General features: G+C 67.9%; 23 protein-coding genes and 3 tRNA genes. 16 read left to right on the top strand and 10 right to left on the bottom strand.

Annotated features, from left to right (window positions below):
* Window positions 1–6: 6 nt before the first annotated feature.
* The 3 genes from IV113_RS17515 to IV113_RS17505 are packed head-to-tail and all read right to left on the bottom strand — an operon-like array spanning window position 7 to window position 2,541.
* On the bottom strand, window positions 7–678 hold the full coding sequence (locus IV113_RS17515) for a glutathione S-transferase (RefSeq protein ID WP_291087508.1): 672 nt from the start codon (window positions 676–678) through the stop codon (window positions 7–9).
* Window positions 675–1,613, bottom strand: a complete 939-nt coding sequence (locus tag IV113_RS17510) for an alpha/beta hydrolase (protein WP_291087505.1) — start codon at window positions 1,611–1,613, stop codon at window positions 675–677. Before IV113_RS17510 ends, IV113_RS17515 begins: the two co-directional genes overlap by 4 nt.
* Before the next feature lie 37 nt (window positions 1,614–1,650).
* Window positions 1,651–2,541: a LysR family transcriptional regulator gene (locus IV113_RS17505; RefSeq protein ID WP_291087503.1), complete on the bottom strand. Its 891-nt coding sequence runs from the start codon at window positions 2,539–2,541 to the stop codon at window positions 1,651–1,653.
* A gap of 102 nt (window positions 2,542–2,643) precedes the next feature.
* Between IV113_RS17505 and IV113_RS17500 the strand changes: the two genes are divergently transcribed.
* A complete protein-coding gene (locus IV113_RS17500; protein ID WP_291087501.1) occupies window positions 2,644–3,693 on the top strand; it encodes an NAD-dependent epimerase/dehydratase family protein in 1,050 nt (349 codons plus the stop codon).
* A gap of 28 nt (window positions 3,694–3,721) precedes the next feature.
* Window positions 3,722–4,882, top strand: a complete 1,161-nt coding sequence (locus IV113_RS17495; protein WP_291087498.1) for a twin-arginine translocation pathway signal protein — start codon at window positions 3,722–3,724, stop codon at window positions 4,880–4,882.
* Here IV113_RS17495 and IV113_RS17490 read toward each other — a convergent pair.
* The 3 genes from IV113_RS17490 to IV113_RS17480 are packed head-to-tail and all read right to left on the bottom strand — an operon-like array spanning window position 4,872 to window position 7,010.
* Entirely contained in the window at window positions 4,872–6,014 is a 1,143-nt protein-coding gene (locus IV113_RS17490; RefSeq protein WP_291087496.1) for a DNA alkylation repair protein, read from the bottom strand. The genes IV113_RS17495 and IV113_RS17490 overlap by 11 nt on opposite strands.
* Window position 6,015: 1 nt before the next feature.
* Window positions 6,016–6,492 carry a CinA family protein gene (locus tag IV113_RS17485; RefSeq protein WP_291087493.1) on the bottom strand — a complete coding sequence of 159 codons (477 nt, stop codon included), beginning with the start codon at window positions 6,490–6,492 and terminating at the stop codon, window positions 6,016–6,018.
* A 2-nt stretch (window positions 6,493–6,494) separates the two neighbouring features.
* On the bottom strand, window positions 6,495–7,010 hold the full coding sequence (locus IV113_RS17480) for a phosphatidylglycerophosphatase A (protein ID WP_291087490.1): 516 nt from the start codon (window positions 7,008–7,010) through the stop codon (window positions 6,495–6,497).
* 77 nt (window positions 7,011–7,087) lie between these two features.
* On the opposite strand from IV113_RS17480, the gene IV113_RS17475 reads away from it, so the two are divergent.
* Complete coding sequence (locus tag IV113_RS17475; RefSeq protein ID WP_291087487.1) at window positions 7,088–8,644, top strand: hypothetical protein; 1,557 nt, start codon at window positions 7,088–7,090, stop codon at window positions 8,642–8,644.
* 7 nt (window positions 8,645–8,651) lie between these two features.
* Here IV113_RS17475 and thiL read toward each other — a convergent pair whose 3' ends face one another.
* Genes thiL through apaG form a run of 3 tightly spaced genes read right to left on the bottom strand, consistent with a single transcriptional unit; the run spans window position 8,652 to window position 12,089 of the window.
* Complete coding sequence (gene thiL, locus IV113_RS17470; RefSeq protein WP_291087484.1) at window positions 8,652–9,644, bottom strand: thiamine-phosphate kinase; 993 nt, start codon at window positions 9,642–9,644, stop codon at window positions 8,652–8,654.
* A complete protein-coding gene (locus IV113_RS17465) occupies window positions 9,637–11,646 on the bottom strand; it encodes a site-specific recombinase (RefSeq protein ID WP_291087480.1) in 2,010 nt (669 codons plus the stop codon). The genes thiL and IV113_RS17465 overlap by 8 nt, the downstream gene beginning before the upstream one ends.
* Before the next feature lie 47 nt (window positions 11,647–11,693).
* Window positions 11,694–12,089, bottom strand: a complete 396-nt coding sequence (gene apaG, locus IV113_RS17460; protein WP_291087477.1) for a Co2+/Mg2+ efflux protein ApaG — start codon at window positions 12,087–12,089, stop codon at window positions 11,694–11,696.
* 89 nt (window positions 12,090–12,178) lie between these two features.
* Between apaG and rpe the strand changes: the two genes are divergently transcribed.
* On the top strand, window positions 12,179–12,868 hold the full coding sequence (rpe, locus tag IV113_RS17455) for a ribulose-phosphate 3-epimerase (protein ID WP_291087474.1): 690 nt from the start codon (window positions 12,179–12,181) through the stop codon (window positions 12,866–12,868).
* 122 nt (window positions 12,869–12,990) lie between these two features.
* Window positions 12,991–13,614 carry a phosphoglycolate phosphatase gene (gene gph / locus IV113_RS17450; RefSeq protein WP_291087590.1) on the top strand — a complete coding sequence of 208 codons (624 nt, stop codon included), beginning with the start codon at window positions 12,991–12,993 and terminating at the stop codon, window positions 13,612–13,614.
* Here gph and IV113_RS17445 read toward each other — a convergent pair.
* The gene (locus tag IV113_RS17445) at window positions 13,601–14,209 is read right to left on the bottom strand and encodes a chalcone isomerase family protein (protein WP_291087472.1); all 609 of its coding nucleotides are present in this window, start codon (window positions 14,207–14,209) and stop codon (window positions 13,601–13,603) included. The genes gph and IV113_RS17445 overlap by 14 nt on opposite strands.
* A 397-nt stretch (window positions 14,210–14,606) precedes the next feature.
* On the opposite strand from IV113_RS17445, the gene trpE reads away from it, so the two are divergent.
* From trpE to IV113_RS17390, 11 genes are all read left to right on the top strand, one after another.
* Window positions 14,607–16,106 (top strand): anthranilate synthase component I, encoded by a 1,500-nt coding sequence (trpE, locus tag IV113_RS17440; RefSeq protein WP_291087470.1) that lies wholly within the window; start codon window positions 14,607–14,609, stop codon window positions 16,104–16,106.
* Window positions 16,103–16,699, top strand: a complete 597-nt coding sequence (locus tag IV113_RS17435; protein ID WP_291087468.1) for an aminodeoxychorismate/anthranilate synthase component II — start codon at window positions 16,103–16,105, stop codon at window positions 16,697–16,699. Before trpE ends, IV113_RS17435 begins: the two co-directional genes overlap by 4 nt.
* Before the next feature lie 80 nt (window positions 16,700–16,779).
* Window positions 16,780–17,847, top strand: coding sequence for a low-specificity L-threonine aldolase (gene ltaE, locus IV113_RS17430; protein WP_291087465.1), 1,068 nt, complete (start codon window positions 16,780–16,782; stop codon window positions 17,845–17,847).
* A gap of 13 nt (window positions 17,848–17,860) precedes the next feature.
* On the top strand, window positions 17,861–18,499 hold the full coding sequence (locus IV113_RS17425; protein ID WP_291087462.1) for a LysE family translocator: 639 nt from the start codon (window positions 17,861–17,863) through the stop codon (window positions 18,497–18,499).
* A gap of 22 nt (window positions 18,500–18,521) precedes the next feature.
* Window positions 18,522–19,574 carry an anthranilate phosphoribosyltransferase gene (trpD, locus tag IV113_RS17420; protein ID WP_291087460.1) on the top strand — a complete coding sequence of 351 codons (1,053 nt, stop codon included), beginning with the start codon at window positions 18,522–18,524 and terminating at the stop codon, window positions 19,572–19,574.
* A gap of 14 nt (window positions 19,575–19,588) precedes the next feature.
* A complete protein-coding gene (trpC, locus tag IV113_RS17415) occupies window positions 19,589–20,389 on the top strand; it encodes an indole-3-glycerol phosphate synthase TrpC (RefSeq protein ID WP_291087458.1) in 801 nt (266 codons plus the stop codon).
* Window positions 20,390–20,399: 10 nt separating this feature from the next.
* Window positions 20,400–21,062: a uracil-DNA glycosylase gene (locus tag IV113_RS17410; RefSeq protein ID WP_291087455.1), complete on the top strand. Its 663-nt coding sequence runs from the start codon at window positions 20,400–20,402 to the stop codon at window positions 21,060–21,062.
* Window positions 21,063–21,128: 66 nt separating this feature from the next.
* A tRNA-Tyr gene (locus IV113_RS17405) sits at window positions 21,129–21,214 on the top strand.
* A gap of 76 nt (window positions 21,215–21,290) precedes the next feature.
* A tRNA-Gly gene (locus IV113_RS17400) sits at window positions 21,291–21,364 on the top strand.
* A gap of 70 nt (window positions 21,365–21,434) precedes the next feature.
* Window positions 21,435–21,509, top strand: a tRNA-Thr gene (locus IV113_RS17395).
* Window positions 21,510–21,575: 66 nt separating this feature from the next.
* Window positions 21,576–21,804 (top strand): GTP-binding protein (locus tag IV113_RS17390; RefSeq protein ID WP_291087452.1); only part of this gene is annotated, 229 nt, incomplete at its 3' end.

Below are 21,804 nucleotides of genomic sequence, written 5' to 3'. Positions count from 1 at the left end.
GCTTGTCTAGAAGGTTCCGAGGTCGAACGGCCCACCTTGTTCCAGCGCACGCTGGTAGGCCGGCCGCTCGTGGATGCGGCGCAACCAGTCGGCAAGCTTGGGCCGGTTCTTGAGCAGACCGCGCGCCGCGGCCGCTTCGATGCCGAAGCTCATCTGCACGTCGGCGGCGCTGAACGAGCGCCCCACGAACCACGGTCCGTGTTCCGCCAGTTCGCCTTCGAGGTAGTCGAAGTGACGCTTGATGTTGGGCGTGACCAGCAGGCCCTTGACCTGGGTGGAGATCGCCTTGGCCACCGGCCGCACGATGAACGGGCTCTTGCGCTCGATCTGGTCGAACACGAGCTGCAGCAGCAACGGTGTGGCGAGCGAACCTTCGGCGTAGTGCATCCAGTAGCGGTAGCGCAGGAAGCTCGGTGTGCCCGGTTCGGGCGCGAACTTGCCTTCGCCGTAGGTCTCGACCAGGTATTCCAGGATCGCGCCCGACTCGGCCAGCGTGGCCTTGCCATCGGTGACCACCGGTGACTTGCCCAGCGGGTGAACCTTCGTCAGCGCAGGTGGCGCCAGCATGGTCTTGGGGTCGCGTTCGTAGCGCTCGATCTGGTAGGGCACGCCCAGCTCTTCAAGCAGCCAGAGCACGCGCTGCGAGCGCGAGTTGTTGAGGTGGTGGACGGTGATCATGTGGGTGTCTCTGCGGTGGTGGTCATGAAGCCGAGCAGCGCCGAGGCTGTGGCCTCGGGCAGCTCTTCGGGAATGAAATGGCCCGCCGGCAGCGCCTCGCCGCTCACGGTGCCTGCGCACTGCGCCTGCCAGAGCGCGAGCGGGTCGAAGAACTTCTGCACCACGCCGCGCTCGCCCCACAGCACGAGCGTGTCGCAGGCGATGCGCAGACCGTGCTCGCGGCTCTCGCGGTCGTGATCCAGGTCGATGCCGGCGCTGGCACGGTAGTCTTCGCACGCGCTGTGAATGGCCTCCGCCCGGCAGAAGCAGCGCTCGTACTCGGCCAGCGCCTGCGGCTCGATGTGCGGCAGGCGCGCGCCACCCTTGGCTGCCACGCTGCCCCAGCCACCGAGCTTGGCGTGCAGGTAAGCCTGCGCGTTGCCGCCGATCATGAGTTCGGGCAGCGGCGCGGGCTGGATCAGGTGGAACCAGTGGTAGTAGGCGCGGGCAAACGCCATGTCGGTGCGGGCGTACATGTCCAGCGTGGGCGCGATGTCGATCACGCAGAGCTTGCGCACTCGCTCGGGGTGGTCGAGCGCCAGACGGTGCGCCACGCGGCCGCCCCGGTCGTGGCCGCACAGGAAGAAGCTGGCCATGCCCAGCGCGTCCGCCACGTCGACCACGTCCTGCGCCATGGCGCGCTTGCTGTAGTTGGAATGGTCGGGCAGACCCGGCGCGTGCGAGGCATCGCCGTACCCTCGCACGTCGGGCAGCACCAGCCGGAAGTGCGGCGCCAGCGCGCGCGCCACGCGGTGCCACATCGCATGGGTCTGCGGAAAACCGTGCAACAGCACCAGCGGCGGCGCATCGGGTCGACCCCCCACGCGCACCGTTGTCTCACCTTCGCTGGTCGGGATGCGTTGCAATTCGAACCCGGTGAACCAGTCTGTGTCCATGTTGTTTGCTCCTTTCTCTGCAGTGTAGAGGCCGTGTTCAGGCCAGGGCTGTCGGGAGCGCCTGCGCGAGAAAATCCCACACCTGGCGGATGCGCGGGTTGCTGCGAATCTCGCGGTGAACCGCGAGCCACACGGGCAATGGCGGGATCGCGAGCATGGGCAGCAAGGGAACGAGATCGGGGTTCCGGCGCGCCACGTAGCGCGCCAGAAAACCCACGCCCAGACCCGCATCCACCGCGGCCTGGTAGGCGTTGAGGTCGTCGGTGCGCACGGCAAAGCTCTCGCGCTGCATGGGGTATCCCATGGCGGCGAAGCCACGCAGGATGTCGGTGTTGCGGTCGTTGCCCACCAGGTCGTGCGTCAGCAGATCCTCGGGCACGCGCGGCGTGCCGCGGCGGCGCAGGTAGTCGCGGTGCGCGTAGGTGCCCAGGGCGACCTGGCCCACCTTCTTGCAGAGAAGCGTGGTCTGGTCGGGGCGCACCATGCGCAGCGCGATGTCGGCCTCGCGCTGCAGCAGGTTGCTCACCGCATTGCTTGACACCAGCTCGATCTGGATCTCGGGAAAAGCCTGGCGCATCTGCAGCAGCACCGGGGGCAGCAGCACGCAGGTCACCGGCTGGCTCGCGCTGATGCGCACCGAGCCTCGCGCCCCTTTCTGCGCCCCCGAGGCCTGGCGCGCGAGCTGGTCGGCCGCGCTGGCCATGGCGCGTGCCGCCTCGGCCAGCCGGTGCGCATGGGCCGTGGGCACCAGACCGCGGCCAGTGCGTTCGAACAGCACCACGCCGAGCTGCGCCTCGAGCTCGCCGATGTGGCGACCCACCGTGGGCTGCGTGGTGGCCAGCGCCCGCGCCGCGGCCATCAGGCTGCCGCGGTCGAGCGCCGCGAGGAACGAGCGGATCAGCGTCCAGTTGAAGTCGCCGGTATGCATTTTTGTATGGCTGGTGTTCGGTTTCAGGCAATTGTGTATGGCGCCGGAGATTTCCACAATGCATTCCATGGCGTCGATGGTCGGTGCCGAACGGAGTTCCTCATGATGTCAACGCCTTCTTCTTCAGCTCCCACCGGCACGGTGCTGGTGCTCGGTGCCCGCGGCCGCTTCGGTCTGGCGGCGGTCCAGGCCTTTGCGCGCGACGGCTGGCGCGTGCTGGCGCAGATGCGCCCCGGCGCGCAGGCGCCCACCATGGCCGGCGTGCAGTGGCTGGCACAGGCGGTGCATGACGTGGACGCGCTGGTGGCCCGGGCGCGGCAGGCGGGTGGCGCCACGGTGGTGGTGCACGCGCTCAACCCCAAGCAGTACACGCGCCCGGCCTGGGAGTGCGAGAACGGGCCGCTGCTGCAGGCCGGCATGGCGGTGGCCCAGGCGCTGGGCGCCACGCTCATGTTGCCGGGCAACGTCTACAACTTCGGCCAGGACATGCCGGGTGTGTTGCTCGAAGGCGCGTCCTACCGGCCGACCACGGCCATGGGCCGCATCCGCAGCGAGATGGAGAGCCGGCTGGAGGCCGCCACGCAGCGCGGTGGGCTGCGCGCGGTGATCGTGCGCGCCGGCAACTTCTACGGCCAGGGCCAGGGCACCTGGCTCGATCGCGCCATGCTCACCGGCATCCGGCGCGGCAAGCTGGTGTTCCCGGGCCCGATGGACGTGGCCACGCCCTGGGCTTATCTGCCCGACCTGGCGCAGACCTTCGTGGCGGTGGCCCGGGTGCGCCATTCGATGCCGGCGTTCGAGGAACTGCACTTCAGCGGCCACACGCTCACCGGCCACGACTGGGTGGGCGCGCTGCAGCCGCTGGCCCGCGGGCAGGGCTGGTTGCGCGAGAACGAGGCGCTGCGCGTGGTGGGCATGCCCTGGCTGCCGATTCGCGCGCTGGGCACGGTCATGCCGACCCTGGGCGCGCTGGCCGCGCTGCGCTACCTCTGGAACCAGCCGCACCGGCTCGACAACCGCGGCCTGCGCGCGCTGATCGGCGGCGAGCCGCACACCCCCTGGCCGCTGGCGCTGCAGCGCACACTGCAGGGCCTGGATCTGCTGCCGCAGGACGCAGCGACCGCCACCTGGCCTGCGCCCGCCCGGGCCTGACACCCACCACCCCTGCAAGGAGATCACCATGGACCGCCGACGCTTCATCCGCCTCGCTGGTGGCGGCGCGATCGCCGCCACCAGTGCCACCACCCTGACTGGCTGCAGCAGCGCGCTGCCGCCCGAGGCCATCGCTGCGTGGCAGGGGCCGGGTGAGCAGGCCGATGTTCGGCGCTGGCTGGTGGGCCACGCGCTGCTCGCACCGCACTCGCACAACCTGCAGTCCTGGCTGGTGGATCTGGGCGTGCCCGACGAGATCACGCTCTACATCGACCGCAGCCGGCTGCTGCCCGAGACCGATCCATTCTCGCGCCAGATGATGATCAGCCAGGGCACCTTCATCGAACTGCTCGACCTCGCCGCGCGGCAGAAGGGCCTGCGTGCCGAGATCGCGCTGTTCCCGCAAGGAGCGTTCAGCCCGACCACGGTGGACGCAAGGCCGACCGCGCGCATCCGTCTGGTGCCCGACACGACGGTGCAGCCCGATCCGCTGTTCGCGCAGATCTTTCGCCGCCGCACCAACCGCGAGGCCTACGAGGCGCGCGAGCCCGATGCCGCCGCGCTGCAGGCCATCGCCGCCAGCGTGCAGTCGCACGCGGTGCGCACGGGTTTCGTCGGCGGTGCCCAGGCCGGGGCACTGGCGCAGCACCGGCGTATTGCCAACGAAGCCTGGCGCATTGAGCTGGTGACTGCGCGCACGGTGCTGGAGTCGTTCAGGGTGCTGCGCGTGGGCCCGAAGGAGATCGCGCAACACCGCGACGGCCTCTCGCTCAACGACCCCATGGTGCGCGTGCTCGACGCCGTGGGTCTGTTCGACCGCAACGTCGCGCCCGGCCCCGACGACTTCGCGACCACCAGCCAGATCAAGGACTTCAATACGAAGATCGACACCACGCCCGCGTTCTTCTGGCTGGTGACCGAGGGCAATGACCGCGCCACGCAGATCAACGCGGGCCGCGCCTATGTGCGCGCCCAACTCGCCGCCACGGCGACGGGCCTGTCCATGCAGCCGCTGTCGCAGGCCTTGCAGGAGTACCCCGAGCAAGCTGGACCCTACGCCGACATTCACCAGCTGCTCGGTGCGCCGTCGCCGCGTTTCACGGTGCAGATGTGGGTCCGGCTGGGCTACGCACCGGCCATCGAGCCCTCGCCACGGCGCGGGCTGGACGCGCACATCTTCAAGACCTGAGATCGAAGCTGGCCTGGGCCAGCGCCTTGCCGTTGACCAGCAGCTCGATGCGGTGCGGACCCGGGTAGAGCGTGCGCGTGGTCACAGGTTTGAGGCTGTGGCGTTTGACCAGCGTGCGTTCCTCACCCGGCGCGAGCGTGAGCTTCCAGCCCTTGAACACCTTGGGCGAGGTGCCGCCGTTGGCACGCACGTGGTGCACCGCGTAGTCGATCTCCAGTGGCTGCGGCCCGTGCGCGGTGGACTGCAACGTCACGCTCAGCCCGATCGACTCGCCCACCGCTGCGCTGGGTGCGGACAGGCTCAGGTGGGTCCGGCCTTTCAAGCCGCTGGCCAGTCCCCACGCAGCCAGCGTGTCCACGTGGCCCTGTTTGATCAGGCCTCGGCTGGCGTGGCGCAAGAGCGCGCTGCGCTCGGGTGTGGTCTCGATCAGGTGGTCTTTCACCCAGCCCGCCACCAGGGCCGGGTGGTCCTTGGCGATGTCGTTGAGGTGGTTGGCCACGCTGCGGCGCACGTAGCTGCTGGCGTCGTCCTGCAGGGCGCGCAGCAGCGGCAGCGCGGGCGTGGGGTCGGCCACCAGTGCTTGCAGCCGCAGGCCCCAGGGCAGGCGGGGGCGGCTGCCTTCGCTGACCAGCCGGCGCACGTGAGCGCTCGGGTCGGCGGCCCATTGCGCCAGCACCGGCCACACGGCTTCGGGTTGCTGCTGGATGAAGGGCCGGATCGCGAACTCGGCCGTGGAGCGCTGGGTGAGCGCGTGCAGGCAGGTCAGCGAGCGCGTCACGTCGTGCTGCCCGTGGCGAGCGACGAACTCGCCCATCGACCAGATCACCCAGCCACTCAGGCCCGTGGTGGCCTCGGCCGTGGACAGGCCGACGGGCTCGCCGGCCGTGTTGAACGGCAATGGTGGCGCCAGGCTGGACTCGAGCACGGTGCAGGCCGCACTGAAATCGTCGGGCAGCGTGGCGTGCATCGCCCGGGCCAGTTGCAACATGCGCGCCTTGAGTTCGAGCGCGTCCAGGCCGTCGTTGGCGAGCGCTTCGAAGCGCAGGCGGTCAAAGTCTCGCCACGAGCGCTGCAGGTGCAGGCCGGCGTTGGCCACGGTGGTGGCGTTGATGAGGTTCTTGAACGGTTCCATGTCAGGGCAGTCGCTGCAGCAGACCGGCCAGTGCGTGCCGCACCGTAGCCGCGCGCACGGCGGCGCGGTCGCCGTCAAAGCGCTGGTGTTCGGTGAACGTGCCTGCCGGTGTGGCCCAGCCAAACCACACCGTGCCGACCGGTTTGTCGGCGCTGCCGCCGGTGGGGCCGGCGACGCCGGTCACGGCCACGGCAACTTGCGCCGCAGAATGCGCCAGTGCGCCCACGGCCATGGCGCGCGCCACGGGCTCGCTCACCGCACCGTGCTGCGCGATCAGCGCGGCGGGCACGCCCAGCATGCTGGTCTTCGCGGCGTTGGAGTAGGAGACGAAGCCGCGCTCGAACCAGTCGCTGGAGCCACTGAGGTCGGTGCAGGCACCCGCGATCAGGCCACCCGTGCAGCTCTCGGCGGTGGCCATCATCAGCGTGCGGCCTTTGAGTTCGCGCGCGAGCACCAGCACCAGTTCGGGTGTGTCCATGGTCAGAACTTCCACAGTGCAATGACCAGCAGCGTGCAGGCCGCGGCGGCGAAATCGTCGAGCAGGATGCCGAAGCCGCCGCGCGGACCGAAGCCCTTGAAGCGCTGGTCGGCCCAGGCCATGGGACCGAACTTCACTGCATCAAAAAAGCGGAACAGCGCAAATGCCACCAGCTGTGCCCAGAAGCCCGCTGGCGCGATCAGCCAGAGCACCAGCCAGAAGGCCACCACCTCGTCCCACACGATGTGGCCAGAGTCGGCGACGCGCATGTGCTTGGCCGTCACGGTGCAGGCCCACCAGCCCACCAGCGTGCCCGCCCCGATCAGCAGCGCCCAGGCGGGGGCCGACATGACCGGTTGCAGCAGCAGGAAAGCCGCCCAGGCCCACAGCGTGCCCACGGTGCCCGGCGCCAGGCGGCTCAGGCCGGCGCCAGCGCCCAGCGCGATGAAGTGGGCCGGGTGGGACAACAGGAAGGCCCAGGTCGGGCGGGCCAGGGGGGCGGAGGGAGTCTCAAGCATGGGTCGGATTATCGGCGGGCCGCTCTTGTTGAGCCGGGACGCCAGCGCGATACTGGGGCGCATGAACAAGCCCTGACATGGAGATGAACACCGGCGCCATCCTCACCGCCATGGTGCTGGGCGTGTTGCTCACGGGCGCCGCTTCGTGGGTGGTCTCGGGCCTGTACCGCCGCCGCATGCTCGCGCTGATGCGGCGTTCGCCGCCACCCGATCCGGCGCAGCCCGTGGCCGCCACCCGGGCGCCTGCGCCGGCCAAGCCCGCTGTCACGCTGGACGCGGGCGCCAACCAGCGAGCCAGCTGGCGCTACCTGTTCGCGGTGAGTGCGCTGAGCCTGCTGATCGGCGTGACCCAGTCGGTGCTGGCGCTGCTCTTCATCTACGGCAGCGAGCTGCTCAGTGTCGGGCGGGCGCTCACGCTCGGCGTGGTCTATGCATGGCCCATGGCGCTCACCTGGGGATTGGTGCGGCGCTGGTCCTGGCTGCGCACGCTGGGCGCCATCGGCGCCTACCTGCTGGCCATGCTGGCGCTCACCTGGTGGCGCTCGATCTCGCCGCAGCCGCTCACCACCTCGCTGGGCTGGCTGGGAGGTCTGGTGCTGATCCCGGTGGTGGTCACGCTGGTGATCGGTGCCAGCGGGCGCATCCGCGCGGTGGCGCCATATTTGCTGCCCATCTTCATGCTGCTGGCGGCCTCATCGGTGCTGGCGCTGCAGCTCCTGGTGAGCGGCGTGGAGGATCCGCCGCGCTGGCTGATCACGCTGGTGGGCACCGTGGGTGCCTGGCCCGCCATCGTGTTGATGGCACTGGCGCCGTGGCTGTTGCTCGCCTGGCCCGCCTGGGCCATCGCCCGTGCGCTGGCACGCGCGTACCGCGGCAAACGCTTCTCCGATCTCTGGTACCTGCTCGCGGCCTACTGGCTGGTGGTGTTGGGTGCCTCCGCGCTGCCGTCACTGCAGGGGGTGGGGCTGATCGCGCTCACCCAGTTCATTCCGTGGCTGTGGATTCCGCTGGCCGCCTGGGTCTGGCGCGGCTGGCTGGCGCCCCGGGGTGTGCCGCCCACGCTGCTGGTGCTGCGCGTGTTCCAGCAAGACGTGGGCGTGCAGGCCTTGTTCGACCGTGTGGTCGAGCGCTGGCGCCACTCGGGCAACACGGTGCTGATCGCCGGCACCGACCTGCTCAGCCGCACCATCGATCCGGACGACGTGTTCACCTTCCTCAACGGCCGCCTGGCTGAGCGATTCGTGGCCAACGAGGCCCAAGTGGCCGAGCGCCTGCGCGACTTCGACCTCGCGCCCGACCCCGACGGGCGCTACCGCGTCAATGAGTGTTATTGCTTCGACAGCACCTGGCAGCAGGCGCTGGCCGCGCTGGTGGCGCAGGCGGACGTGGTGCTGATGGACCTGCGCGGTTTTCAGGCGCGCAACCAGGGTTGCCGCCACGAGCTCGGTGTGCTTGCCACCGCGCCGCACCTGCAGCGGGTGGTGCTGCTCTTTGACGGCAGCACCGACCGCCACACCGCGCTGGCCGATCTGGCCGGTGCGCCTGTCGGGCGCGTCGTGTGGGTGGAGGCTGGGCGACTGGAGCAGAAGCGCGTGGCGCAGATCGTGGCCGCGCTGCTGGGCGACAACCGGTGACTTCGGTTCAAGCGAAGTGGTCGAAGCCGCGCGCCGCCACCGCCACCGGGTGGCCCGATGCGTCCAGCACCCGCAGGCCGAGCGCCGCACCGATGCGGCCGATGCGCTGCACGGGTGTGTGGCTGGCCTGCGCGACCGCCTCCACCGCAGCGCGTGCGCTGGGCGCGGCGGTGAACAGCAGCTCGTAGTCGTCACCGCCGTTGAGCATGCAATCCAGACGCTGCGCCAGCGCAAGCGGCTGCAGCGCGGGCGCCACGGGCAAGGCGGGCAGGGCGATCTCGGCGCCCACGCCGCTGGCCTGCAGGATGTGCCCGAGGTCACCCAGCAGGCCGTCACTCACGTCGATGGCCGCGTGCACCGCGCTGGCCAACGCCGCCAGCAGCGTACCCAGCGCCACGCGCGGCGTGGGGCGCTCCAGCCGCTGGCGCAGTTCGGGATACTGCGCCAGCGCTTGCGGACCGCAGGCCGATGTGGCCCAGGGCGTGCCGCGCATCAGCTCCAGCGCGAGCCGCGCTTCGCCGGTGCGCCCGGTGAGGTAGAGGTCGTCACCCACCTGCGCCTGGCCGCGCTGCATCGCAGGTCCGGGGCGCACTTCGCCCATCACGGTGATGCAGATATTGAGCGGGCCGCGCGTGGTGTCACCGCCCACCAGCGGGCAGGCATGCTGATCGGCCAGCGCAAACAGGCCCCGGGCAAAGGCGGCGAGCCAATCCTCCTGCGCCTCGGGCAGGGCCAGCGCGAGGGTGAAGCCCAGCGGGTGGGCGCCCATGGCGGCCAGGTCGCTCAGGTTCACCGCCAGGGCCTTGTGGCCCAGCGCCTCGGGGTCGACGCCCGCGAAGAAGTGCCGGCCTTCGACCAGCATGTCGGTGGAGACCGCCAGCACGTGGTCCGGCCGGGGCTGCAGCAGCGCGCAGTCGTCGCCAATGCCCAGCACCACCGGCGACCGGGCCACGCGGCCTTCGCGCTGGAAGTGGCGCCGGATCAGCTCGAACTCACCCACGGGACGGGGCGGCTTCTTCGCCGGTAGCGGGTTTCTGGCGCGGCGGGATCAGGAAACTCAAGGGCGCCACGCGGATGCGGCGCTTGATGGCGGTGCGGATCAGCAGGCGGTTCACCTCGCTGATGTTCTGCGCCTGCAAGGCCAGGCGGAAGGCCAGGTAGAAGCTCACGCCGAGGTTGATCGGGCCGATCGCCAGGATGCCGGCCACGGCCCACCAGAACGAGGGTTCCAGCAGCACGCCCAGGCCGAGCGCAAACGCCGCGGCGGCCACCTGGCCGGCCGACAGGGTGACGTGGCGCACGTCCAGCCCCACACCGAAGAACTGGAGGAAGGCCGGTGTGAGGCCGAGCATGAAGCCCAGAGAAATGTTGGCCGCCAGCCCCGAGATGTTGGCGCGCATGTAGTTGGCCCAGCGTTCGGCGCGTTCGCGGCCCAGCAGGCCGGTGAAGCGCGGGTTGTGCTCCATGGCCGAGTGCAGCTTGTGGAAAACGAACCAGTTTTCGGCCCAGCCCGCCACGATGCTGGAGACGAACAACAGCACGCCGGTGAACGCGGCAAACAGCAGCGTGGGGCCGAGCAGGCTGATGTCGTTCAGGGTGTGGCGCGCCCTCTCGGCGTCGACCATGGCGTTGCCGGTGCTGAACTTCAGCACCGCGCTGATCAGCAGCACCACCGGAATCACCAGGCCGATGTTGCCCACGATGGCGGCCACCTGCGAGCGAAACAGGTTGGCCACCTCGTCCACGAAGCGCTTGACGGCGCCCAGCTCCTTGATGTCCTTGAGCTTGGCCACCATGGCCGGCGCCGTCACGGCGGGCTGCTTGGTGGCCAGCGTGAGGTGCAGCAACATGATCAGCACGAAGGAAGTCGCGTAGTTGATGCCCGCGGCAAAGCCACCCCAGAAGGCCGAGAGCCCCAGGCTGTAGAGCGAGAACTTCACCCAGGTGGTGAGTCCGACCATCGCGCCACCGCCCGCGGCCTTGCCCAGCATGTCCTTGTACTCCGCGGCGTTGCGGGTGATGTAGTGCTCGCCGCTCTCGGCGTTGCGCTCGGCCACCTTGGCCGCCGTGAGCTGTGAACTGGCGGCAACGAGTGCGCGGATGCTGCGGTTGTCCAGCCCCACCTGAGCCAGATCGGCCAGCAGCGCCACGGTGGCGCGCTCGGGCTGGTCGGACTGCAGGCAGTCCAGCAACTCCTTCACCCGCACCACACGCTCGCGCAACTGGCGCAACCGGAACACGATGCCCACCGAGACGCCGTGCTCTTCCAGGTGGGAGTACACCGAATACGCCGCGTGGCGACAGGCGTCAAGCTGGTTGCGCAGCCTCGTTGCCGCCTCCAGCGCCTCGGGGCTTTGCGCGCCGTGCACCCGCACCGCGCGGCGCAGCGACTCCAGATCGCTGGGCAACTGGTGAAAGGGTTTCTGTTGTTGCGCCTCGGGCGACATGCGCACCCGGATCTCGGAGGCAAAGCCCGTGGCACTGACCTGACTCACGCAGGAAATCATGGCGTCCATCAACGCCACCTGCCAGAAATCTGCCGTGTCGGCGCCCGGCTCGTCCCCCGTGCCGATCAGCAGGTTGCGCAGGCGCAGCAGGGTGGCGCTGTCCAGCGCCTTGAGCCAGCGCACATCAAAGCGTTTGGGCAGCAACAGGCCGAACAGCTCGGCCAGATCGGTGGTCTCGGGCGTGTTGGGCAGCACCTTCTTTCGCAAGCGGTTGCCGAACTCGCTCAGAAAGGCGGTGCGGGGCGCAAAGCCGTGGTCGGCCAGGAGCGGGGTGATGTCCACCGTTTCCACAAAACGCTGCCACCAACGCCGCCAGCGCAGCTGCAGTTCGGGCTGCGCCTGGACGTTGTCGAGAAACTCGCGCACCCGTGACACGCTGGCCTGCACGTCGCTTTCGTCGCCACGCACCCAGCGCATGGCGTCGATCAGCCACAGGTGGCGTTGCGCCAGGGGCGCGTCGGGGTCGAGACTCTTGAAGAGGGACAGGGCTTGCATGCGCTCAGCGGAGGGGTGGACGCTGGCCGGATCCGAGGGGCTGCGCCTCAGTGCAGCACTCGCGAGGGTGTGTCGCCAGCGCCGGTCGCACGCAGGGCAAATTCGGGTACTTCGGCTTCGAAGCGTTCGCCGTCTTCGGCCACGCAGAGAAAGCTGCCCCGCATGGTGCCCGTGGGCGTCTTCAGCCGGGTGCCGCTGGTGTACTGAAACGATTCACCCGGGCGCAGCAGCGGCTGGTGGCCCACCACGCCCAGGCCCTTGACCTGCTCGGTGTGGCCGTGCTCGTCGTCGATGATCCAGTGCCGCGCGATCAGCTGCGCGGTCGCCTCACCGGTGTTGGTGATGGTGATCGTGTAGGCGAAGGCGTATTGGTCTTCTTCGGGTGAAGACTGTTCGCTGAGGTACTGGGGCTCGACCTCGCAGGTGAACAGGTATTTGGGCATGGGCGGCATGTTACCCCGGGCCTGCACAGCGCCGTGATGCCTGCCAAAATGCACCCCGCCGCCCACTTCCCACCCCTCACAGCTTGACCATGTCCCACAACCCCAGCGCCGCGTTCATCGCCCCGTCCATCCTGTCTGCCGACTTCGCCCGCCTGGGCGAAGAGGTGAGAAATGTCATTGCCGCGGGCGCCGACTGGATCCATTTCGACGTGATGGACAACCATTACGTGCCCAACCTGACCTTCGGGCCCATGGTCTGCCAGGCGCTCAAACCCCACGCAAAGAAGCCCGACGGCACGCCCGTGCCGATTGACGTGCACCTGATGATCCAGCCGGTGGACGCGCTGGCCGGTGCCTTCATCGACGCCGGCGCCGACCTGGTGAGCTTCCACCCCGATGCGAGCGCCCACGTGCACCGCAGCGTGCAGGCCATCAAGGCCAAGGGTGCCCAGGCCGGCCTCACCTTCAACCCGGGCCAGTCGCTGGATGTGCTGGACTGGCTGATCGACGACATCGATCTGATCCTGATCATGAGCGTCAACCCCGGCTTCGGCGGCCAGAGTTTCATCGACTCCGCGCTGCGCAAGATCGAGGACGCGCGCAAGCGCATCGAAGCCAGCGGCAAGAACATCCGACTGGAAGTGGACGGCGGCATCAAGCCCGACAACATCCGCCGCGTGGCCGACGCCGGCGCCGACACCTTCGTGGCCGGCAGCGCGATCTTCGGCAAGCCCGACTACAAGGCGGTGATTGATCAGATGCGGGCTGCGCTGAGGTGATGGTGCTTGCCGATGCATGGCCGGGCGCCGGGCCGCTCCCAAGCCTGGCCAGCCCCCTCGGGGGGCAGCGACCCGCGAAGCGGTGGAGCGTGGGGGCAGTGATCGTCGACCTGGACGGAACGATGGTCGATACGCTGGGCGATTTCGATGTCGCCCTGAATCAAACGTTGAAGGAACTCGGCCGGCCGAGCGTGACCCGGGCCGACATCGAGCGCATGGTGGGCAAGGGCTCGGCGCACCTGATCCGCTCGGCGCTGTTGCACGGTGGTCTCGGTGCCGATGACGCAACGGTGCTGCAGGCTGATGCGTGGACGCGCTACCAGGCGCATTACCTCGCCATCAACGGCCAGCACAGCGCCGTGTACCCCGGCGTGGTCGAGGGCCTCACGGCGCTGCGCGCTCGGGGGCTGCCGCTGGCCTGCCTGACCAACAAGCCCCACGGTTTTGCCGTGCCGCTGCTGAAAGCCAAGGGCTTGCTGGGCTTTTTCGCCCACGTGTTTGGCGGCGACAGCTTCGAGCGCACCAAGCCCGACCCGCTGCCCTTGCTGAAAACCTGCGAGGCGCTGGGTACGGCGCCAGCGCAGACGCTGATGGTGGGCGACTCACAGAACGACGGCATCGCGGCGCGCGCGGCCGGCTGTCCGGTGGTGCTGGTGACCTATGGGTACAACCACGGCGACCCGATCGCGCTGGCGCCGCACGACCGCCTGATCGGCTCGCTGGCCGAGTTGGTCACTTCTTTTTAATGCCCAAAAGCGCGTCCTTGAGCATCCAGTCGGCCGGTTTTGGCCCCAGCCAGATGCGCATCAACGCGTTGAAGAACTCGGGCTCCTTGAAAGGCTCACCCTCCACAGTGCCCTTGATGGTGAGCACCGTGCCGGTGCCGGGAATCCAGTCGATCAGGAAGGTGTCGCCGGCCACCAGCTTCTTGTGGTCGCTGAACACCTGGCTCATGCGCAGCACGCCAGGAATGAGCTTGGAGAAGGCGGCGCGCTCCATGTTGTCCTCCATGCCGCGCGAGAACAGTTTGCCCAGTTCGGCCGAATCGATGTCGCGCAACATGGTGATGGTCATCCGCCGCGGGCCGGTGGCGGCCAGCACCGCTTCGGGCGTCTCGGCCTTCTGGCCCAGATAGAGCCCGGCCGTGTAGACCTTGAACACCGCCTTGTAGCGAATGCCCGCGCCGTTGAGCAGCAGGGGCTGGCCGGCCACGGTCACCCGGTCTTCCAGTTTGACGCCGCCGATGTCCACGGGGGCGGCCTGGGCCAGTACCGGCAGGAGCAGGGCGGTGCACAGGGTGGCCGCACCCAGGATCGATGAGGTGAAAAAGTTTCGTTTCATGGGGTTCCGGGTCGGATAAAAAAGAACAGTCGTTCTATTTTTCCAATTGTCCCCTCGGGTCAACGCCGCCTTCAGAGGGTTTAGCCGTAAAACCAAAGCTTCTTCGCGTGACCCACGACACGCCACAAGGCCTTTGCTACACTCCCGCCACCATGTTCAACCCATGCACAACCCTCTCAGGTGTTCTGCCGAGCCGCAACGGCCGGGGAGCCTGGCCCTGGCGCAAGCCAGCGTAAACGTGCACTCCCCCCGGGGCGGCACAGCGTCCAACGGGCCCCGCGCCCGCCGCTGTTTCACCCCACCCTAGCCCGGCAGCCAGCCTGACCGGATGGCATGGAACCCAGCGCCCCACCCGATGTGTTGATGACCCGGTGTGTGGCCGATGGAAAGAACGAACATGATCACGGAACTCGAATTCAAGAGCTTGGCGCAGCAGGGCTACAACCGCATCCCGCTGATGGCCGAGGCCTTCGCGGACCTCGAAACCCCGCTCTCGCTCTACCTCAAGCTCGCGCACGGGCGCGGCGACGGCAAACACAGCTTCCTGCTCGAATCGGTGGTGGGCGGCGAGCGTTTCGGGCGCTACAGCTTCATCGGCCTGCCCGCGCGCACGCTGCTGCGCGCCACCGGCTTTGGAACCGAAGCCAAGACCGAGGTGGTGCGCGACGGTGTGGTGATCGAGACCGATCACGGCAACCCGCTCGACTTCATCGCCGCCTATCAGCAGCGCTTCAAGGTCGCGCTGCGGCCTGGTCTGCCGCGCTTCTGCGGCGGCCTGGCCGGCTACTTCGGCTACGACGCGGTGCGCCACATCGAGAAAAAGTTGGAGAAGACCTGCCCGCCCGACACCCTGGGTTGTCCCGACATCCTCTTGCTGCAGTGCGAAGAACTCGCGGTGATCGACAACCTCTCCGGCAAGCTCTACCTCATCGTCTACGCCGACCCGGCCCAGCCCGAGGCTTATGCCAATGCCAAGAAGCGGCTGCGCGAATTGCGTGATGCGCTGAAGTACTCGGTGAGCGCGCCGGTGGTCAAACCCAGCCAGGGTTATCCGGCCGAGCGCGACTTCGCCAAGGCCGACTACCTGAAGGCCGTGGACCGCGCCAAGGAGCTGATTGCCGCCGGTGATTTCATGCAGGTGCAGGTGGGCCAGCGTATCAAGAAACGCTACACCGAGTCGCCGCTGAGCCTGTACCGCGCGTTGCGCTCGCTCAACCCCTCGCCGTACATGTACTACTACCACTTCGGGGACTTCCATGTGGTGGGGGCCTCGCCCGAGATCCTGGTGCGCCAGGAGAACACGGTCGAGGGCACCAAGGTGACCATCCGCCCGCTGGCCGGCACCCGCCCGCGCGGCGCCACGCCCGAGCAGGACAAGGCGACCGAAACCGAGTTGATCACCGATCCGAAGGAGCGCGCCGAACACGTGATGTTGATCGATCTGGCGCGCAACGACATCGGCCGCATCGCGAAGATCGGCACGGTCAAGGTGACCGAGGCTTTTGCGGTGGAGCGCTACAGCCATGTGATGCACATCGTGAGCAACGTCGAAGGCATGCTGGTGGACGGTATGACCAGCATGGACGTGCTCAAGGCCACTTTCCCCGCCGGCACGCTCACCGGCGCGCCCAAGGTGCACGCCATGGAGTTGATCGACCAGTTGGAGCCGACCAAGCGCGGCATTTACGGCGGTGCCTGTGGCTACCTCAGCTATGCCGGTGACATGGACGTGGCCATCGCCATCCGCACCGGCATCATCAAGGACCAGACGCTCTACGTGCAGGCCGCGGCCGGCGTGGTGGCCGACTCGGTGCCCGAGATGGAATGGAGGGAGACCGAGCACAAGGCGCGCGCGCTGCTGCGCGCGGCCGAACTGGTCGAGGAGGGCCTGGAATGAACAAGCCACTTCAAGTCCTGATGGTGGACAACTACGACTCGTTCACCTTCAACATCGTGCAGTACCTCGGCGAGCTCGGGGCGCAAGTGACCGTGGTGCGCAACGACGAGATCACGGTCGAAGAAATCGGCCAGCGCCTGGCCGCCGGGCATGTCGACCGTCTGGTGATTTCACCGGGCCCGTGCTCCCCCGCCGAAGCCGGCGTCTCGGTCGCTGCGATCCAGCACTTCGCGGGCAAGCTGCCCATCCTGGGCGTGTGCCTGGGCCACCAGAGCATCGGCGCGGCCTTCGGTGGCCAGATCATCCGCGCGCAGGAACTCATGCACGGCAAGACCAGCGTCATCACCACCACGCAGGCTGGCGTGTTCGCGAACCTGCCCGAACAGTTCACCGTGAACCGCTACCACTCGCTGGCCATCGAGCGCGCGAGTTGCCCCGACTGCCTGACTGTCACGGCCTGGACCGACGACGGCGAGATCATGGGCGTGAAGCACAAGACGCTCGCCATCGAAGGCGTGCAGTTCCACCCCGAGAGCATCCTCACCGAGCACGGCCACGCCATGCTCAGGAATTTTCTGGAGCAAAACATATGAGCCCCCACGTTCCACCGCTGCGCGGGTCACTGCCCCCCGAGGGGGCTGATCCGGTTTGGGGCGGCCCGGCGCCGGATCGCATGAAAACCGTTGATTTGAGAAGTGACACCGTCACGCAACCCACGGCCGCCATGCGCGAGGCCATGATGGCCGCGCCTCTGGGCGACGACGTGTTCGGCGACGACCCCTCGGTGCAGGCGCTGCAGGAACGCGTCGCAGCCCTCACCGGCAAAGAGGCTGCGCTCTTCATGCCCAGCGGCACGCAGAGCAACCTCTGCGCGATGCTGGCGCACTGCGAGCGTGGCGACGAGTACATCGTGGGTCAGAACGCGCACACCTACCGCTACGAAGGCGGCGGTGCGGCCGTGCTGGGCAGCATCCAGCCGCAGCCGCTGGCGCAGAACGCCAGTGGGCAGATGCAGCTGGCCGACATTGCCGCCGCCATCAAGCCCGACGACCCGCACTTCGCGCGCACGCGCCTGCTGTGCCTGGAGAACACCTGGAACGGCCACCCCATGCCGACCGACTACCTGGACCAAGCCACGGCGCTCGCGCGCGAACACGGCCTGGCGGTGCACCTGGACGGCGCACGCGTGTTCAACGCGGCGGTGGCCGCGGGGGGCGATCCCTATACCGCCGTGCGCGGCATCGTCGACCGCTTCGACAGCGTCTCGGTCTGCTTCAGCAAAGGCCTGGGCGCACCCGTGGGCTCGGCCCTGTGCGGTTCGACCGATTTGATCCGCCGCGCACTGCGCTGGCGCAAGATGCTCGGCGGCGGTTTGCGCCAGTCGGGCCTGCTCGCGGCCGCGGCGCAGCATGCGCTGGACCACCATGTGCGCCGCCTGGCCGACGACCATGCGCTCGCACAGCGCCTGGCGCAGGGGCTGGCCGGCATCGAAGGCCTGGCGGTGCGCTCGGCGCAGACCAACATCGTGTTCGTTGATGTGGAGAACGGACGCGGCCCCGACCTGCTGGCCCACCTGGCGAATGACGGTGTGTTGGCCACCGGCCTGATCGGCCTTCGCTTCGTGACCCACCTCGACGTGGACACGGCCGGCATCGACCGCGCGATCGCCAGCACACGGGCCTTCTTCGCGCAGGTTGGCAGCGCGCCCGCTGCGCGGGTGGCCGGCACGGCCGTCTACTGAACGGGAGTCGACCATGCCCGAGTTGCCGCAACTCCTGCTCTTCATCGCAGCCGGCTGGCTGCTCAACCTCACGCCCGGCCCGGACGTGCTCTACATCGTCACGAACGCGCTCAAGAGCGGCGTGCGCGCCGGCGTCGTGGCTGGCTTTGGCATCTTCAGCGGCTGCTTTGTGCATGTGGCCGCGGCCGCCGTGGGCATGAGCGCCCTGTTGGCCACCTCCGCCACGGCCTTCACCCTGCTCAAATGGATCGGCGCGGCGTACCTGCTCTGGATGGGCGTGCGTCTGTTGTTCGCCAAGGCCACGCCGCTGAACTTGGAAGCCGGCTCCGTTGAGGTGGATCTGTGGCGCGTGTACCGCCGGGGCTTTCTCACCAACGTGCTCAATCCCAAGGTGGCGCTGTTCTTCCTGGCTTTCGTGCCACAGTTCATCGCGCCCGATGCACCCCACAAAGCCTGGGTGTTTCTGCTGCTGGGCGTGATCTTCAACGTGAACGCCATCCCCATCAACATGGCTTACGCCTGGCTCGCCGCCTGGGCCGCGCGCCGCGTACAGATGGTGCAGCGGGCCATGCACTGGATGGACCGCGCCGCCGGCCTGCTCTTCGTTGGCTTTGGCCTCAAGCTGGCCATGACCGACAATCCCGCCCAGTAAAAAGAGAAGCCCTGGAGACACCATGCCCCACACCGCCACCGCGCACAAAATCACCCCGCAGGAGGCCCTGCAGCGCACCATCGAGCACCGCGAGATCTTTCACGACGAAATGCTGCACCTCATGCGCCTGATCATGAGCGGCGAGATGTCGCAGGTCATGATGGCCGCCTTCATCACCGGCCTGCGCGTGAAGAAGGAAACCATCGGCGAGATCACCGCCGCGGCGCAGGTGATGCGCGAGTTCTCGACCAAGGTGCATGTGGCCGACAAGACGAACCTGGTCGACATCGTGGGCACCGGCGGCGACGGCTCGCACACCTTCAACATATCCACTTGCTCCATGTTCGTCGCCGCGGCGGCCGGCGCGCGCGTGAGCAAACACGGTGGGCGCAGTGTCTCCAGCAAGAGCGGCAGTGCCGACGTGCTGGAGAGCCTGGGCATCAACATCAACCTCTCCCCCGAAGCCATCGCGCGTTGCATCGAACAGGTCGGCGTGGGTTTCATGTTCGCGCCCAACCACCACCCGGCCATGAAGAACGTGGCCCCGGTGCGGCGCGAGCTCGGCATCAAGACCATCTTCAACATCCTGGGCCCGCTGACCAACCCGGCCTCGGCACCCAACATCCTCATGGGCGTGTTCCACCCCGACCTGGTGGGCATCCAGGTGCGCGCGCTGCAGCGCCTGGGCGCCGAGCACGCGGTGGTGGTGTACGGCCGCGACGGCATGGACGAGGTTTCGCTCGGCGCGGCCACGCTGGTGGGTGAACTCAAGAACGGCGAGATCACCGAATACGAGATCCATCCCGAGGATTTCGGCATGACCATGGCCAGCAGCCGCGCGTTGCGCGTGGAAACACCCGAAGCCTCGCGCCAGATGCTGATGGGCGTGCTGGAGGGCCGCGACGACCCGACCTTCAAGGCCGCCAGCGAGATCGTGGCGCTCAACGCAGGCGTCGCGCTGTACGCGGCCAATGTGGTCGCCGACATGGGCGCGGGCATCGCGCTGGCGCGGCGCACGCTGGCCTCCGGTGCGGCGCTGTCCAAACTCGAACAACTCAAGGCCTTCGCGGCCTGAACCGGAACACTCCCATGAGCGACATCCTGCAGAAGATCGTGGCCGTCAAGCACGAGGAAATCGCCGCCGCCCAGCGCAAGAAGCCACTCGACGTGGTGCGCTTCGACGCCGAGAGCCGCGTGCTCACGCGCGATTTCGAGGGCGCGCTGCGCGCCAAGATCGCCGCCGGCCAGGCCGCGGTGATTGCCGAAGTGAAAAAAGCCAGCCCGAGCAAAGGCGTGCTGCGCGAGGACTTCATCCCCGCTGACATCGCCCAGAGCTACGCCGAGGGCGATGGCAAAGTGAGTGCGGCCTGCCTGTCGGTGCTCACCGACCGGCAATTTTTTCAGGGCAGTCCCGACTTCCTGAAGCAGGCCCGCGCCAGCTGCGACCTGCCGGTGCTTCGCAAGGACTTCATGGTCGACCCCTACCAGGTCTACGAAGCTCGGGCGATGGGCGCCGATGCGATTCTGCTGATCGCAGCCTGTCTGGACGACACGCAGATGGCCGATCTCGAAGCCCTCGCGCTGAGTCTGAACATGGCCGTGCTGGTCGAGGTGCACGACCGTGTGGAACTGCAGCGCGCGCTGAAGCTAAAGACACCGCTGGTCGGCATCAACAACCGCGACCTGCGCACCTTCGAGGTGACGCTGCAGACCACGCTGGACCTCATGGCCGAGGTGCCGGCCGACCGGCTGCTGATCACCGAGTCGGGCATCCTGGGCCGCGCAGACGTGCAAACCATGCGCGCGGCTGGCGTGCACGCCTTCCTGGTCGGCGAAGCCTTCATGCGGGTGCCCGAGCCCGGGCTTGCTTTGGCCGAGCTGTTCGCCTGATCGCCCCGCCGTGCAGGATGCGCAGGGTTGGGCCGACCTGACGGCCGATTTTTGGTCATCGCGCGAAGGGTCGGCGCTTCAGTCTTTCCTCGAGGTTCGGCGCGCGCAAGGCGCCACCGTCTATCCCCCCCAGCCCCTGCGGGCACTGCAGCTCACTGCGCCTGATCGGGTTCGTGTGGTGGTGCTGGGCCAGGATCCGTACCATGGGCCAGGGCAGGCCGAAGGGCTGGCGTTTTCGGTCGCGCCGGGCGTGAAGCCGCCGCCCAGCCTGCGCAACATCTTTCAGGAGCTGCAGCGCGACTTGGGCTTGCCCGCGCCAGCCGATGGTTCACTCGTGCGTTGGGCACAACAAGGCGTGTTGCTCCTCAATACCTGCCTGACGGTGGAAGACGGCCAGCCCGCCAGCCACGCCAAGCAAGGCTGGGAGGCGTTGACCGACCGCGTCATCGAGCGCTGCAGCGCGACGGGCCAGCCCAAGGCGTTCCTCCTTTGGGGTGCGCATGCCCAGAAGAAGGCAGCCCTGATCGATGCCGGGCGGCACCTGCTGCTGTTCGCCAACCACCCATCGCCTCTGTCGGCCCGCCGAGGCCCTCTGCCGTTCATCGGATGCGGTCATTTTGGTCAGACCAACGCCTGGCTGGTCCGGCAGGGATTCCCGACCATCTCCTGGTGATTCGTGGGCTTGCAGCGAGGCTGGTACGCCCGCCGAAAACCATGGCATAATCGCGGGCTGCGCTATGGAGGGGTGGCCGAGTGGTTAAAGGCAGCAGACTGTAAATCTGCCCGCTTACGCGTACGCTGGTTCGAATCCAGCCTCCTCCACCAGCGATCGATGTGATGTGTGTGCGAATGGGAAGTCGCGCCCCAGTGTTCCGGCGCCGTGTGGTGCCGGTTTGTTCGGGCGGGAGTAGTTCAATGGTAGAACCCCAGCCTTCCAAGCTGATGACGCGGGTTCGATTCCCGTCTCCCGCTCCATGTCCCGTTGACGGTCGGTTTTTGGGTCGGTTTTGAATGTTCCAGGATGGTCGGCTTGCCGGCTTCCTTGGCCCTTGTGGCTCAGTGGTAGAGCACTCCCTTGGTAAGGGAGAGGTCGCGGGTCCGATTCCCGCCAAGGGCACCAGTTGTTTGCAGATCTGCAGCCGCAGGTTTTTTGGTTGTGTCGGCAGTTTTGATTTGGAGCTGAAAAATGGGTAAAGAGAAATTTGAGCGGACCAAGCCGCACGTGAACGTGGGCACGATTGGCCACGTTGACCACGGCAAGACGACGCTGACGGCGGCGATCACGACCGTGCTGGCGGCCAAGTTTGGCGGCTCGGCCAAGGCCTACGACCAGATCGATGCAGCGCCCGAAGAGAAGGCCCGCGGCATCACGATCAACACCGCGCACGTGGAATACGAGACGGCCAACCGCCACT

The sequence above is a fragment of the Hydrogenophaga sp. genome, assembly GCF_018780385.1.
GTDB lineage: Bacteria > Pseudomonadota > Gammaproteobacteria > Burkholderiales > Burkholderiaceae_C > Hydrogenophaga.
Note: the sequence above shows the minus strand (reverse complement) of the source record. Positions and strands in the feature narration are given on the sequence as shown.